Annotated in this window: 13 protein-coding genes and 3 tRNA genes; 9 read left to right on the top strand and 7 right to left on the bottom strand. The window is 68.0% G+C overall.

The annotated features are described in order from the left end of the window. Positions 1–96: 96 nt before the first annotated feature. Positions 97–1,215 carry an NDMA-dependent alcohol dehydrogenase gene (locus tag ABEU20_RS00750; protein ID WP_420162499.1) on the top strand — a complete coding sequence of 373 codons (1,119 nt, stop codon included), beginning with the start codon at positions 97–99 and terminating at the stop codon, positions 1,213–1,215. Between the two features lie 19 nt (positions 1,216–1,234). Here the strand turns inward: ABEU20_RS00750 and ABEU20_RS00745 are convergent, their stop codons facing one another. Beyond that, positions 1,235–2,842, bottom strand: coding sequence for a helicase HerA-like domain-containing protein (locus ABEU20_RS00745; protein ID WP_420162498.1), 1,608 nt, complete (start codon positions 2,840–2,842; stop codon positions 1,235–1,237). 83 nt (positions 2,843–2,925) lie between these two features. Here ABEU20_RS00745 and orn point away from each other — a divergent pair, with 83 nt between their 5' ends. Both orn and ABEU20_RS00735 read left to right on the top strand, forming a co-directional pair. Then, positions 2,926–3,525 carry an oligoribonuclease gene (gene orn / locus ABEU20_RS00740; protein ID WP_420162497.1) on the top strand — a complete coding sequence of 200 codons (600 nt, stop codon included), beginning with the start codon at positions 2,926–2,928 and terminating at the stop codon, positions 3,523–3,525. A gap of 83 nt (positions 3,526–3,608) precedes the next feature. Continuing rightward, positions 3,609–3,681 (top strand) — tRNA-His (locus tag ABEU20_RS00735). Between the two features lie 636 nt (positions 3,682–4,317). Here the strand turns inward: ABEU20_RS00735 and ABEU20_RS00730 are convergent. After that, a complete protein-coding gene (locus tag ABEU20_RS00730) occupies positions 4,318–4,545 on the bottom strand; it encodes a hypothetical protein (protein ID WP_420162496.1) in 228 nt (75 codons plus the stop codon). 52 nt (positions 4,546–4,597) lie between these two features. Then, complete coding sequence (locus tag ABEU20_RS00725) at positions 4,598–5,842, bottom strand: L,D-transpeptidase (RefSeq protein ID WP_420162495.1); 1,245 nt, start codon at positions 5,840–5,842, stop codon at positions 4,598–4,600. Between the two features lie 273 nt (positions 5,843–6,115). On the opposite strand from ABEU20_RS00725, the gene ABEU20_RS00720 reads away from it, so the two are divergent. Both ABEU20_RS00720 and ABEU20_RS00715 read left to right on the top strand, forming a co-directional pair. Further along, positions 6,116–6,188 (top strand) — tRNA-Lys (locus ABEU20_RS00720). A 40-nt stretch (positions 6,189–6,228) separates the two neighbouring features. Then, positions 6,229–6,301, top strand: a tRNA-Lys gene (locus ABEU20_RS00715). Between the two features lie 150 nt (positions 6,302–6,451). Here the strand turns inward: ABEU20_RS00715 and ABEU20_RS00710 are convergent. After that, positions 6,452–6,673: a DUF3618 domain-containing protein gene (locus ABEU20_RS00710; protein ID WP_013416562.1), complete on the bottom strand. Its 222-nt coding sequence runs from the start codon at positions 6,671–6,673 to the stop codon at positions 6,452–6,454. Between the two features lie 144 nt (positions 6,674–6,817). Here ABEU20_RS00710 and bcp point away from each other — a divergent pair, with 144 nt between their 5' ends. Beyond that, positions 6,818–7,288 carry a thioredoxin-dependent thiol peroxidase gene (bcp, locus tag ABEU20_RS00705; RefSeq protein ID WP_420162494.1) on the top strand — a complete coding sequence of 157 codons (471 nt, stop codon included), beginning with the start codon at positions 6,818–6,820 and terminating at the stop codon, positions 7,286–7,288. A 12-nt stretch (positions 7,289–7,300) separates the two neighbouring features. On the opposite strand, the gene ABEU20_RS00700 is transcribed toward bcp, so the two are convergent. The 3 genes from ABEU20_RS00700 to ABEU20_RS00690 all read right to left on the bottom strand — a co-directional run bounded on the left by ABEU20_RS00700 (position 7,301) and on the right by ABEU20_RS00690 (position 11,207). Continuing rightward, positions 7,301–8,668 carry a dipeptidase gene (locus ABEU20_RS00700; RefSeq protein ID WP_420162493.1) on the bottom strand — a complete coding sequence of 456 codons (1,368 nt, stop codon included), beginning with the start codon at positions 8,666–8,668 and terminating at the stop codon, positions 7,301–7,303. Between the two features lie 81 nt (positions 8,669–8,749). After that, positions 8,750–10,444: a DEAD/DEAH box helicase gene (locus ABEU20_RS00695; RefSeq protein WP_420162492.1), complete on the bottom strand. Its 1,695-nt coding sequence runs from the start codon at positions 10,442–10,444 to the stop codon at positions 8,750–8,752. Position 10,445: 1 nt separating this feature from the next. Next, a complete protein-coding gene (locus ABEU20_RS00690) occupies positions 10,446–11,207 on the bottom strand; it encodes a TetR/AcrR family transcriptional regulator (protein WP_420162491.1) in 762 nt (253 codons plus the stop codon). Positions 11,208–11,318: 111 nt separating this feature from the next. Here ABEU20_RS00690 and ABEU20_RS00685 point away from each other — a divergent pair, with 111 nt between their 5' ends. The 3 genes from ABEU20_RS00685 (at position 11,319) to ABEU20_RS00675 (ending at position 13,815) form a co-directional block, all read left to right on the top strand. Beyond that, positions 11,319–12,272, top strand: a complete 954-nt coding sequence (locus ABEU20_RS00685; RefSeq protein ID WP_420162490.1) for an ATP-binding cassette domain-containing protein — start codon at positions 11,319–11,321, stop codon at positions 12,270–12,272. Next, entirely contained in the window at positions 12,269–13,054 is a 786-nt protein-coding gene (locus ABEU20_RS00680; RefSeq protein WP_420162489.1) for an ABC transporter permease, read from the top strand. Before ABEU20_RS00685 ends, ABEU20_RS00680 begins: the two co-directional genes overlap by 4 nt. A gap of 107 nt (positions 13,055–13,161) precedes the next feature. Continuing rightward, a complete protein-coding gene (locus tag ABEU20_RS00675; RefSeq protein ID WP_420163111.1) occupies positions 13,162–13,815 on the top strand; it encodes a TetR/AcrR family transcriptional regulator in 654 nt (217 codons plus the stop codon). Positions 13,816–13,892: the final 77 nt, after the last annotated feature.

The raw sequence follows: 13,892 nt of genomic DNA, 5'->3' as shown, positions 1-13,892 counted from the left end.
CGGGTTCCAGTGAGTGAGACCGCTCACACCGAAACAGACCACCCGGGCAGATAGTGATGCGCACCACAACATCGCTGTCCAGCCAGGAGGAACCCCGTGAAGACCCGCGCCGCCGTCATCACCGAAGCGCCCGGCACCTACAAGGTGGTCGATCTCGAACTCGAAGGTCCCCGCCAGAACGAGCTCACCGTCAAGATGGTCGCCTCCGGGCTGTGCCACTCGGACGATCACATCGCCAAGGGTGACCACGGCGTGGGCCGCTACCCGATCTGTGGCGGCCACGAGGGCGCCGGCATCGTCGTCGAGGTGGGGCCGCACACCGTCGGCTGGGAGGTGGGCGACCATGTCGTCTTCTCGTTCCTCGCCGGCTGCGGCCGCTGCCGGTGGTGCGCCAAGGGCCTGCAGAACCTCTGCGACCGCGGCGCCGCCATCATGACCGGTGGCCGCCCGGACGACCCGAACAGCTACCGCCTGACGCTCGACGGCGCACCCGTCGCGCAGACCTGCGGACTCGGCACCTTCAGCGAGTACACCACCGTGAGCACCGACTCCGCCGTCAAGGTCGACAAGGATCTCCCCCTCGAGACGCTGTGTCTGCTCGGCTGCGGCGTCGGCACCGGTTGGGGTGCGGCCGTGAACTCCGCCGAGGTCTACCCCGGCCACACGGTCATCGTCATGGGCATCGGCGGTATCGGCATCAACGCCGTCCAGGGCGCCGCGCACGCGGGGGCATCGCACATCATCGCCGTCGACCCCGTCGAGTTCAAGCGCAACGCCGCCCTCGACTTCGGCGCCACCCACGCGGTGGCCACGATGGAAGAGGCGACCGAGATCGCGCGGTCCTTCACCAACGGGCAGGGCGCGGACGCCGCGATCGTCACGGTCGGTGTCACGACGGGAGAGCATGTCGCGCAAGCCTTCTCGTCGATCCGCAAGGCAGGGACGTGCGTCGTCACCGGCCTCGGCAAGATGGAGGACGTCGGGCTGCCGATCAGCCTGCTCGAACTGACGCTGTACCAGAAGCGCATCCAGGGCTCGCTGTTCGGCGCCTCCGCACCGAGCGCCGACATTCCCTGGATGATCGAGCTGTACAAGGCCGGCAAGCTCGAACTCGACAAGCTCGTTACCACCACCTACAAGCTCGACGACATCGCCCAGGGCTTCATCGACATGCACGAGGGCAAGAACATCCGCGGCGTCGTGCTGTTCGACTGATCGCGTTCGGTACCGGGCGTCACCGCCGTCGGCGGCGCCCGGTACCGAAGATGCTCCGCGAGATCTCCCGGCCCGCCGCCGAGGCCGCCGAGCGCAGGAAGCTCTTCACCGCCGCGTTCCCGAGGATCTGCTCGGTCACGCTCGGCCCCTCCGGAGCCGGCGGCAGATCGGGAAGGTCCGGCAGCGGCGGCACGTCCAGCGCCGGATCCGTGTTCGGCGCCCCGGCCACCTTGGCGGTCAGAAGTTCGTACGCCGACTCCCGGTCGACGGTCTGCCCGTACTTCGGCTGCAACGTGCTCGACCCGGCGGCGGTCCGGATGCCGTCGTCACCGATCGTGTCCATGAGCGACCGCGGCGGCCGGATCCGGGTCCACGCGACGGGCGTCGGCGCCCCCTTCTCCGACAGCACCGTGACGATCGCCTCGCCCGTGCCCAGCGATGCCAGCGCCTTCCCGAGGTCGTAGTGCTCGGTCGTCGGATACGTGCGCACCGTCTTCGTCAGCGCCTTCTGATCGTCCGGGGTGAACGCGCGCAGCGCGTGCTGCACCCGCGCGCCGAGCTGGGAGAGCACCGGGTTGGGCACATCCGTCGGCAGTTGCGTGCAGAAGAACACCCCGACGCCCTTCGACCGGATCAGCTTCACGGTCTGCTCCACCTGCGCCAGGAACGCCTTCGACGCGTCGGCGAAGAGCAGGTGGGCCTCGTCGAAGACGAAGACGAGCTTGGGCTTGTCGAGATCGCCGGCCTCCGGCAGCGTCTGGAAGAGGTCGGCCAGCACCCACATCAGGAACGTCGAGAACATCACCGGGCGCGCAGCCTGCGCGCCGAGTTCGAACAGCGTGACGATGCCGCGGCCGTCGTCGGCGAGGCGCAGCAGGTCCTCCGTCTCGAATTCGGGCTCACCGAAGAACGTGTCACCACCGTCCGCCTCGAGGTTCACCAGAGCCCGTAGGATCACGCCCGCGGTCGCCGCCGACACTCCCCCGATGCCCTTCAGGTCGGCCTTGCCCTCGTCCGACGTCAGGTGCGCGATAACCGCCCGCAGATCCTTCAGATCCAGCAGTGCCAGCCCCCGTGTATCGGCCCAGTGGAAGATCAGCCCGAGGGTCGACTCCTGGGTCGTGTTGAGCCCGAGCACCTTGCCGAGCAGTATCGGGCCGAAACTGGTGATCGTCGCGCGCACCGGAACGCCGATGCCGTCGGTGCCGAGCGAGAGGAACTGCACCGGGTAGCCAGTGGGTGTCCAGTCCGGGTCGCCGGTCTCGCGGGCACGCGCCACGACCCTGTCGCTCGCCGCCCCGGGCGCAGCCAACCCCGACAGATCACCTTTCACGTCGGCCATGACGACGGGAACCCCGGCGGCCGAGAGCTGTTCGGCGATGCCCTGGAGCGTCTTCGTCTTGCCGGTGCCGGTGGCCCCCGCGATGAGCCCGTGCCGGTTGACGGTGGCGAGCGGAATGCGCACGCGGGCGGACGGATCCACCACGTCGTCGACGACCACCGTCCCCAGCTCCAACGCCGCGCCGTCCGCCTCGTAGCCTGACGCGATCTCGGCGGCGGCCTCGGCGATTCGGGGGCCGCCCGCCTGCGACCGCGAATCGTCGGCGGCACTCGGATCATGCGTCATGAGCGTCCTCCTCGAGCACACAGCGTGAGGGAAGTTCTCCACCGTGGACAATATCCCGACGGCGCCTGACTACTGTGTTTCTCGTGCAAGACAAATTGGTATGGATCGATTGTGAAATGACGGGGCTGCGACTCGGCACCGACAAGCTCATCGAGATCGCGGCCCTCGTGACCGACAGCGACCTCAACATCCTGGGCGAAGGTGTGGACATCGTGATCCACGCCGACGACGCGGCGCTGGCGGACATGCCCGACGTCGTGACCCAGATGCATGCGAGGTCGGGGCTGACCGACGAGGTGCGCGCCTCGACGGTGACGGTCGCCGAGGCCGAGCAGATGGTGCTGGCGTACATCCGTGAGCACGTTCCGGTCGCGGGCACGGTGCCGCTCGCCGGCAACTCGATCGCGACAGACCGCGGCTTCATCGCCCGCGACATGCCCGAACTCGACTCCCACCTGCACTACCGCATGATCGACGTCAGCTCGATCAAGGAACTGTGCCGGCGCTGGTACCCACGGATCTACTTCGGCCAGCCCGAGAAGGGCCTGTCGCACCGCGCGCTCGCCGACATCAAGGAGTCGATCCGCGAACTGCAGTACTACCGGCGCACGGCCTTCGTTGCCGATCCCGGACCGTCGACTACCGAGATCGCGGCCGTCGTGGAGGCTCTGGGACCCGCCTGACCTGGCGATTGGCCCTTTCCTCGATCGACAGGCTAATATTCATCTCGCTGAAGCAACCGGCCCCGCCGGAAGCGACAGTGATGGTGACTGTAGTTCAGTTGGTAGAGCACCAGGTTGTGATCCTGGCTGTCGCGGGTTCGAGTCCCGTCAGTCACCCCGAAGAAAAGCCCCGGCATCCGCCGGGGCTTTTCTCGTTTCCGGCCTTTCCCTGGTCTCCATCTCGGACCCTGCCCGGACCCCTTCCCGCACAACGGACGCCATCGCCGCCGCCTTTACCCCACTCCCGCGTTCTGCGCACTTGTCGCGCGCGCGGGAGACCCCATCGCGCGATAAGTGCGCAAAACGCGAGGTAGAACAAGAAACATGACCTATTTCACGAGTCGTTACCGGACAGTAAGGTGCAAACCCGTCTGACCAGGAAAAACACGCAAGTCCCACTCAGTGAGACCTGTTCTTAACCGTTTGTTCATCCGTTCTCTACTGTGACGCGCAGCATCTTCGATGCACGGCAGTGACTTTCCTCACTGACGCAGCCCGACAGCATCAACAACAGGAGAAAACATGCCTACCTTCGGCTCCTCGACCCCCGAGATCCGCAACTACTTCGGCATCGGCGCCGGCCTCGTCAGCGGCATCGGCGGCGTCATCGGCCTCCTCGCCCTGCTGGGCGTCATCTGATCTCGTCCTGACGGATCAGAACCGCAGACAACGAAAGTGGCCGGCACCATGTGGTGCCGGCCACTTTCGTGTCGCTGGAGCGACGGGTCGGGCATCCGACTCGTCGCGTCCCTTCTAGTCGAACAGCGTGGGCGACTCACCGTTACTGTCGGCCGACTCGGATGACGCGGCGGCGGCGCCTGGCTCCGCCTTGCGCACCACCGTGAGCGACGTCGTCCGACGCGACAGCCGGTGGCCGTCGGCGTGTTCGAGGAGTGCCATGCCGTGTCGGACCTCGAGGACAGTCCACGGACCTGCATTTCCCGCGGCCTGAACCAGGTCCCCGACTCCCACCGATTCCACGTTCAGCTCCCGTTCCTTCGGACGATTCGGTCACACCCAGAATAATCGGAGATCACGCGTTCCCGGCGCGCCAGGTCTCCCACGGGATGTTCCAGTCGCCCAGGCCGTCCGTGCCGGACAGCGTTCCGCCCACGGTGTTCTCCACGATCACGATGTCGCCGCGCTTGGTGTTGTCGTAGATCCACTTCGCGTTCGACGGACTCAGGTTCAGGCACCCGTGGCTCGTGTTGGTGTTCCCCTGTTCGCTCAGTGACCAGGGCGCGGAATGGAAGAAGATGCCGCTGTACGACATTCGGGTGGCCCAGTCCACCGGCGTGCGGTAGCCGTCCGCGGAGTTCACCGGCACGCCGTACGTCGACGAATCCATCACCAGGTGATCGAACCGGTCGCCGATGATGTAGACGCCGTTGTCGGTGGGGGTGCTGTTCTTGCCCATCGACGTGGGCATCGTCTTGACGTCCCTGCCGGCCACGTTCACCGTCACCTGCTTGGTGTCGTCGTCGGCGGTGATGACGACAGCATCGCCGATCGTGAACGACGAGTGGACGTCCTCCTGCCCGAACATTCCCTTGCCGAGATCGCGGCCGTAGACCTTGACGTCGACCGTCACCGCGGTGCCCGGCGCCCAGTAGTTCTGCGGACGCCAGCGGACCTCGCGGTTGTTGAGCCAGTAGAAGGCGCCCTCGACGGGCGGCACGGTGACGATCTCGATCGCGGCCTCGGCCGCCTTGCGGTCCGGGATGTTCTCGTCGAACTGGACCGCGACGGGCTGACCGATACCGACGACACTGCCGTCGCCCGGCATCACGTACGGCTTGGTGAGGTTGCCCGGCGCACTCGTGGTGAAGGTGAGGGTGGTCGACGTCGACCCACCGAGCCCGTACGCGTCGGCCCGCAGCGTGTACGTGCGGTTGTAGCCGAGGGGTTCGGTGTTGGCCCAGGACAGTCCGTCCGGAGCGACGACGCCTTCGACGACCTTGCCGTCGGGGTTGCGCAGTTCGACGTCGACCAGTCGGCCGTCCGTGACCCGCACCGCGACCGGGTCGCCGGGCGAGAGACCCACGGCCCCGTCGGCGACGGTGGTGGTGACCACCGGCTTGATCAGCGACAGGAGCGGATTCGAGTCGATGGGCGCACCGGAAGACGACGACGCCCCTGCCGACCCGGTCGAGATGGTGCACCCGGTGACGAGCATCACCACCCCGAGTGCTGCGGCCAGCGCCGCGACTGCCACCGGACCCTTCGACCGTCCGATGTACCCGCCGCGCCGACTCTCGATCCCGCGACCGACCTTCATGAAAACCCCACTTCACACACCACAACAACCACGACACACCCGCCTGGCGCGCCCGCCCCGGCACCGGAACCGCACTCGGTCCGGCACTCGCGCACCTGCATGATGCCAGTCGCGAGAGGCCGCCTCCGGCGACGTGCCGGAGGGTCGAGTAACGGTCGAATACCAATCGCTACCTGCGCCGCAGCAGTTACAGAGGGGCAGATTTGCGTTCGCCGGAAGCGGTCCGCTAATGTTCTCATCGCACCGAGCGAGGGACACCTCGCGACGAGCAATGCGCCTATAGCTCAGTTGGTAGAGCAAGTGACTCTTAATCACTGGGTCCGGGGTTCGAGTCCCTGTGGGCGCACGCTAGTTCACTAGCAGCCGGTTCTCCGGCAAATGGGCATGCGCCTATAGCTCAGTTGGTAGAGCAAGTGACTCTTAATCACTGGGTCCGGGGTTCGAGTCCCTGTGGGCGCACCGAGAAGGCCCCCGCACATCGTGCGGGGGCCTCTTTCGTGTCTGGACGTCGATGCGCGCAGCATGCCGAACGACGAACGGGACACCGGCTGCACACCGCGAAGCGGACGTGTGCCCCGATGTCCCGTTCGACGATCGAGTGCCGATCGATCAGCGGAAGATCTTGCGCAGCACCAGGAGCCCGACGACGGCGCCGGCACCGATGAGCGCCGCTTTGACGGCCGGCTCGTTCAGCTTCGCGAGCACGGTGTGCTTGGTGGTCTCGACCAGCCGCTTCGGGTTGGTGCGGACGGCCAGCACGTCGAGTGTCTGCGCGAGCTGATTGCGGGCGTTCTCGATGTCCCGCTCGATGGCCTCGGTGTCCCTGGGCACGTGTCCTCCAACTGGTTCGAATGATGTGGCTGTCATGCTGCTGTGCCGGTCACGCTACCGGCACAGCTCGACACAACCGTAGATCAGAAGGGCCGCCGCGGCGCAGACCGCACCCGTCGTGCCCCTTCGGTAGCCTCACTCGCTGTGACCGACAACAGGCTTGCCCCCGGAGACATCGCTCCCGAGTTCACCCTGCCCGACGCCGACGGCAACGAGGTGTCCCTCGCGGACTACCGCGGCCGCAAGGTGATCGTGTACTTCTACCCGGCGGCGAGCACGCCGGGCTGCACCAAGCAGGCGTGCGACTTCCGCGACAGCCTCACCGAACTCAACGGCGCGGGCCTCGACGTCATCGGCATCTCCCCCGACAAGCCGGCCAAGCTCGCGAAGTTCCGGGACAACGAGGGACTGAACTTTCCGCTGCTGTCGGATCCGGAGAAGACGACGCTCACCGCGTGGGGCGCCTTCGGCGAGAAGAAGATGTACGGCAAGGTCGTCCAGGGCGTCATCCGCTCGACCTTCCTGGTCGACGAGGACGGCAAGATCGAGGTCGCGCAGTACAACGTGCGCGCCACGGGCCACGTCGCCAAGCTGCGCCGCGACCTGTCCGTCTGACCACTACGCCAGTCACTTCTCCCCGTCGCCGAGGCCCAGGAGGAACAGGGCCTCGGCGACGGCGAGATTCTCGATCTCGGACGGGTCGACGCTCTCGTTCGGCGCGTGGATGAGCGCCTGCGGCTCCTCGACGCCCATCAGCACGATCTCGGCGTCGGGGAACTGCTCGGCGAGCACGTTGCACAGCGGGATCGTCCCACCCTGCCCCGCCACCTCGAGCGGATGACCGTACGCGGACTCCAGCGCCGTCTGCAGTGCCGTGTACCCCGGCCCCGACGTCTTCGCCTGGAACGGCGCACCGACGGCCTCCCGCTCGACCCGTACGTGCGCGCCCCACGGGGCGGCCCCCTCGAGATGCGCGACGAGCGCGTCCTGCGCCCGGTGCGGGTCCATGCCGGGCGACACCCGCAGATTCAGCCGGGCCGACGCACGCGGCTGGATCGCCGCCGCCGAGCCGACCACAGGCGGTGCGTCGATACCGAGGATCGTGAGCGCAGGCCGCGCCCACACGGCGTCGGCGACCGAGCCCGACCCGGTGAGACGCACGCCGTCGAGCACGCCGGCGTCCCTGCGGAACTGCTGTTCCGGATACTGCGCGCCGTCCCAGTCCTGCGCGGTGTCGAGTCCGTCGACGACGGTGTTTCCGCCGTGGTCACGCAGCGTCGACAGCATCTGCACGAGCGCCGCGAGCGCGTCCGGCGCCGACCCGCCGTACATTCCCGAGTGCAGTTCGCCCTCCAGCGTCTCCACGTGCACCACGACGTTCGCGATCCCGCGCAGACTGGTGGTGACCGTCGGCCGTCCGACGGCGACGTTGCCGGTGTCGGCGATCACGATGACGTCGGCCGCGAACAGTTCCGGCCGATCCTGCACCAACTGCTCGAGACCACCCGTGCCCATCTCCTCCGAGCCCTCGGACACGACTTTGATGCCGACCGGGAACGTGTCCGCCACCGCCGCCAGCGCGCGCAGCGCCAGCAGGTGCATCACGACGTTGCCCTTGCAGTCGGCCGCGCCGCGCCCGTACCAGCGGCCGTCCCGCTCGGTGAGCTCGAACGGCGGTGAGTGCCAGAGCGCCTCGTCGCCGGCGGGCTGGATGTCGTAGTGGCTGTAGAGCAGGACCGTCGGCGCGCCGTCCGGGCCCGGCTGGTGCCCGACGACGGCCTTCGACCCATCGGACGTCTCGACCAGCCCCACGTGCTCGATGCCGACCGAACGGAAGGCGTCGGCGACCCACTTGGCCGCCCCCGTGCACTGTTCCGGTGGCGCCTGTCGAGGATCGGCGATGGAGCGGAACCCGACGAGCGTCGCGAGTTCGTCCCGCGCGGTCGGCATGAGCTGGCGCACCCGCGCGCGGATCCGATCCGACTGTTCCACCACTGCAACCTCCCCAACCCGCGACGACGAATCCCCCCGAGCCTACGAGCCTCGGCGGGTGTCCGTGGGTATCCGAGTGTTCCGCTAGCCGAGGGCGTCGGACGGCAGCCATTCGGCACCGAACAGTTCGGCGATCGCTCCGAGTGTGCTCGTATCGCCGTCGACGGACGCCGCGGCCACCAGCAGCCGCTGCACCATCGTCGCGGCGGCCTGCTCCTCTACGGTGCCCTCGCTGTACAGCAGGAACCACGGGCAGATCTGGTAGTCGCGATGCGCACGACCGACCGTCTGGCGTGCGGCGATCCCGGAGTACCGCGGCTGGTGGAACAGGCCGATCCGCGGCGTCGACGTCGCAGTCGTCCCGTCCGAGAGCTGTTCGTTCGCGTGCAGGCTGATCGCCGTGGTGGTCGTGAATACGCAGACCTCCGCCTGCCCGCGCTGGAACCGCAGCCGTTGCTCCTCGGCGTCGGGACGGCCCCCGAAGATCCGCGCGACCGGGATGCCGCGGGCCTCGAGGGCGTCCGCGATCGGAGCGGCCGCGGTGGAGACCATCTCCGCGGCGACCAACACCTGATATCCCCGCGCCACGTAGGCCGCGGCGAGATCGACGGTGTGCGGCACCCGGATCATGCCGGCCTTCTGCCGGAACCGGAGCAGCGCGGCCAGGCCTCGCGCGGTGTCGGATCCGGTACGCGCCAGGCCCATCTCGCGCCGGAACTCTCCCCATTCCAGGTCGTACTGCTCCTGCTCGGCGGGCGTCAACTCGACACCGAGCCCGTCGATCGGGGCCGGCCCCCACGGGGAGTCGCGGTGCAGCATCAGGGGCGGATCGTGCTCGGTGAGCCAGCCGCGTACGGCGGCGACGGCGTCGGCCTGCAACGACACCCGCTCGACGGCCTCGGGCGACCACTGCCAGGTACCGAACTTGCGGGCCAGTGGGAGCCCGGCGCGGGCGAGCCTCGCTCCGAGGTCGTCCCACTCGGACGGGTCCTCGCCGTGGATCTGCGCCAACAGCGACGACAGGTATCGCCACTCGCCGGGGTGATGGCCCGGGGTCGCCGTGACCGCGATGAGGAACGGCGCCTTGTCCGGCGGGGCGAGCATCCTCGTGATCCGGCGCATGTAGTCGGTGCGCTGCGAATCGTGGCGAAAGTTCTGCGCCTCGTCCGCGATGACGACGTCGAAGGAGAACTTCGGTCTCCCGTTGCCGGCGATCAGCTTCTTCAGCTGATCGGGCGAGCAGATCAACCATCGGTATCCGCCGTCGCCGACCGCGGCAATCGTCGAACGCCACGACGGGATCGTGATCGCCGTCGGCCGATCGACGATCACCAGGACGCTCGTGCCGCCGCGTCGGGCGAGAACTTCCTTCGCACCCAGGACCGCGGAGATCGTCTTGCCCATGCCGACGTCGTCGAACAGAGCCATGCCGCGCATCCCGTGTCGTGCGGCGGCGTCGATCGCGCGGCCCGCCTCGAGCTGCTCCGGCCGCGGCGTCTTGGGAGTGGAGGTCGCAGAAGGGCCGCGTGTCCCGTTGAGATCGTCCGCGAGCCACTGCTGATAGCTGTACGGCTTGGCGGCGAACGGTGCGAGCGCCGCCGGGAGCTCCCGCCCGACGTGGATGTGGCAGCGCAGCTTCTTGTTCCACGTCGCGCCCGGTGCGCTGACGCGGTGGGGGACGTCGAGCATCCACACCTGTTCCCCCGGCGCGGGAGCAGGAAGGGCCTGGGCGGGCGCGGTCTTCTTCGCCGGTCGCCGGCGAGCGGTGCGGTCGGCCACGTCAGTTGTCCGAGCCCGCGTCCTCGGCAGCGCTCCCGGACTCGTAGCACGAGACGATGCGTTCGACGCCGTCGAGGAGGAGGCCCAGCGCGAACCGGAAGTCCGCGTCCTCCCAATCGACGTCGTCCGCTGCGAAAGCGTCGCCGGCGAGGGCCGCGGTGAGCGCGGGAAACCGCACCGGATCGATCAGTCGCGGCAGGATCGCCGCATAGTTGTCCGATTCGGCGTCCACGACGAGGTCTGCGGTGAACCGCGCCCGGCCGATGACATGGACCGAGACGTTGAGCGCCACCTGCACCTTGAGCGCCTCGGGCAGCGGCGTCGGCGCGAGGCAACCGAGAGCGGTCTCGAGCCAGGCCATGTTGTTGGGCCCCAGGGGCGCACCGCTGATCGGCAGGCGCAGCCACCACCGGTGCCGCATGAGGGCGTCGTACTCGGCGCGCGCCCACACCTCGAGGCCCGTGCGCCACGGCAGATCGGACGGGATCTCCGGGGGCGTGCCGATGACCCGGTCGGCGATCAACTCGAGCAGTTCGTCCTTGCTCTCGACGTAGCGGTACAGCGACATCGTGGTGAACCCCAACCGCTTCGCCACCCGGGCCATCGAGAGTGCGGCCACACCGTCCTCGTCGGCGAGTTCGATGGCGGCGTCGAGGATCTCGGCGAGCGTCAGCCCGCGCTTGGGCCCGCGCCTGCCGACTTCGTTCAGGCCCCAGGCCAGCTCGACGAACCGCGGCAGCGCCGAATCCTCCGTGGTGTCCATCCCGCGTCACCGCTCCTGCCTGTCGTACCAATCAACTCTTGCGCTCATCCTAAAACTGCGTATGGTCTAAACAGTTGTGTATTGCATACGCAGTTTTGGAGAGGAGAGGACATGACCCTGTACGAACCCGGCGACGCCATTTCGGTGACCGGTCTACGCAAATCCTTCGCGGGGCGGCCGGTGCTCGACGGGGTGGACCTGAAGGTCCCCGCGGGCACCGTGTTCGCCCTGCTCGGAGCGAACGGGGCCGGAAAGACCACCACGGTCCGCGTGCTGTCCACACTGCTGCCGTTCGACGAGGGAACGGTCGAGGTGGCCGGGCACGCGCTACCGGCGGCGGCCCGCGCTGTCCGCACCGAGATCAGCGTCACCGGCCAGTACGCCTCCGTCGACAAGCTCCTGACCGGACGCGAGAACCTCGTACTGATGGGCGAACTCCACCATCTGGGCCGACGCCGGGCCCGGGAGCGCGCAGGCGAACTGTTGCAGCGATTCGACCTCGTCGACGCCGCCGACCGCCGCGCCGACACCTACTCGGGAGGCATGCGCCGACGCCTCGACCTCGCGATGAGCCTCGTCGCCCGCCCGAAGGTGCTGTTCCTCGACGAGCCGACCACGGGCCTCGACCCGCGAAGCCGCCGGGACATGTGGGACATGGTCAGGGAGCTGGTGCGCGAGGGCACCACGATCCTGCTCACCACCCAATACCTCGACGAGGCCGACGCACTCGCCGACCGCATCGCCGTGCTCGACAGCGGCCGGATCGTGGCGGAGGGGTCGGCGGACGAACTGAAGCGCCTCGTCCCCGGCGGTCACGTCGAGCTCCGACTCCACGACGAGGCACAGGCCGCCGCGGCCGCCGCCGCGCTGCCCGAGGCGGCCCTCGACCCCGAGACGTCGACGCTCACGATCCCCACCGACGGCAGCATCGGATCCCTCGAGAGCCTCCTCGATCGCCTCGGTGATCGGACGCTGTCCGTCGAACGATTCGCCCTGCACTCCCCCGATCTCGACGACGTGTTCTTCGCCCTGACCGGCTCCGAACGGAAGGAAGAGGTCCGATGACGACACTCGCACCCCGGCGCGACGATTCGACCGTGCTCGCGGATTCGTGGGCGATGTTGCGGCGCAATCTCACCCACATCACTCGCAGCCCGGACACCATGATCACTGCGCTCGCCCTGCCGGTCATGCTGATGCTGCTTTTCGTGTACGTCTTCGGCGGCGCGATCGACACCGGCAGCGCGTACATCGACTACGTGGTTCCCGGAATCATTTTGTTGTGCGCCGCATTCGGCTCGGCAACGACGGCAGTGAGCGTGTCGGCGGACATGACGGACGGGATCGTCGATCGCTTCCGGACCCTGCCCATCGCGCGTTCGGCGGTGCTCAACGGCCACGTCCTCGCGAGCGTCGTGCGCAATCTGATCACCAGCGCCCTCGTGGTGGCCGTCGCGCTGCTGATGGGGTTCCGGCCGACGACGGACCCGCTGCGCTGGCTGGGTGTGGTCGGCGTGCTCGCACTGTTCGTGTTCGCGCTGTCGTACCTGTCGACCGCACTCGGCCTGCTCGCGAAGAATCCGGAGGCCGCCAACGGATTCACCTTCGTGATCCTGTTCCTCCCGTACGTGAGCAGTGCGTTCGTGCCGGCCGAGACCATGCCGACGTGGCTGCGGTGGTTCGCGGAGAACCAGCCGGTCACGCCGATCATCGAGACCGTGCGCGGACTGCTCATGGATACCCCGATCGGCAACAGCGCATGGCTCGCCGTCGGGTGGTGCATCGCCATCGCCGCGGTGGGATACGCGGCCGCCACGACGCTGTACCGCAGGCGCACCGCGCGGTAGGCGGTACCGGAGGAAACACCAGAAGCGGGAACCTCGTCGAATCCGAACGAAAAGACAGATAACCTGTGCTCGTGGAGTCCACTACCAGCCGCCGTCCCCCTCGCCGGGTGGACCCCGCGCTGGAGGTCCAGAGCGACCCCCAGGAACTGATGCCGCGCAAGCGTCCCACTCAGGAGCGCAGCCGCCGCAAGTTCGACGCATTGCTCAACGCGTCCCGCGAGTTGCTCGTCGACGTCGGGTTCGAGTCGTTCACGTGCGAGGAGGTCGCGGCGCGCGCGGACGTCCCGATCGGCACCCTCTACCAGTTCTTCGCGAACAAGTACGTGATCGTGTGCGAACTCAACCGGCAGGACCTGGTGGGGGTTCAGCAGGAGCTCGAGGCGTTCGGCGGCGAGGTGCCGTCGCTCGACTGGCTGCGGTTCCTCAACACATTCGTCGATCACATGGCCGGGCTGTGGACATCGGATCCGTCGCGCCGCGAGGTGTGGCTGGCGATGCAGTCGACGCCGTCCACCCGCGCGACCGGCGTGATCCACGAGAAGCAGTTCGCCGAGCGGGTCACGCGTCTGCTGGCACCGTTGACGCCGCACACACCGCGCGAGCGCCGCACGATGATGGCCGAGGTCCTGGTCCACGTCGTGTACTCGATGCTGAACTTCTCGGTGCAGGACGGCCAGAGCCACGCCGACGCCGTCGCCGAACTCAAGCGGCTGATGGTCGCGTATCTGCTTGTCGCCGAAAAGGAATCCCGCTCCAAGTAGCCCGCGGCGCGGCGCCCCGCCCCGCGCGGTGCCACGGTGAAACGGAGAACGAGGCCGGCCGACGGATTGTGTCCGTC

Origin of the sequence: Rhodococcus parequi (genome assembly GCF_046042785.1) — a bacterium.
Taxonomy (GTDB): Bacteria; Actinomycetota; Actinomycetes; order Mycobacteriales; family Mycobacteriaceae; genus Prescottella; species Prescottella parequi.
This window is presented reverse-complemented; position numbering and strand designations above follow the sequence as displayed.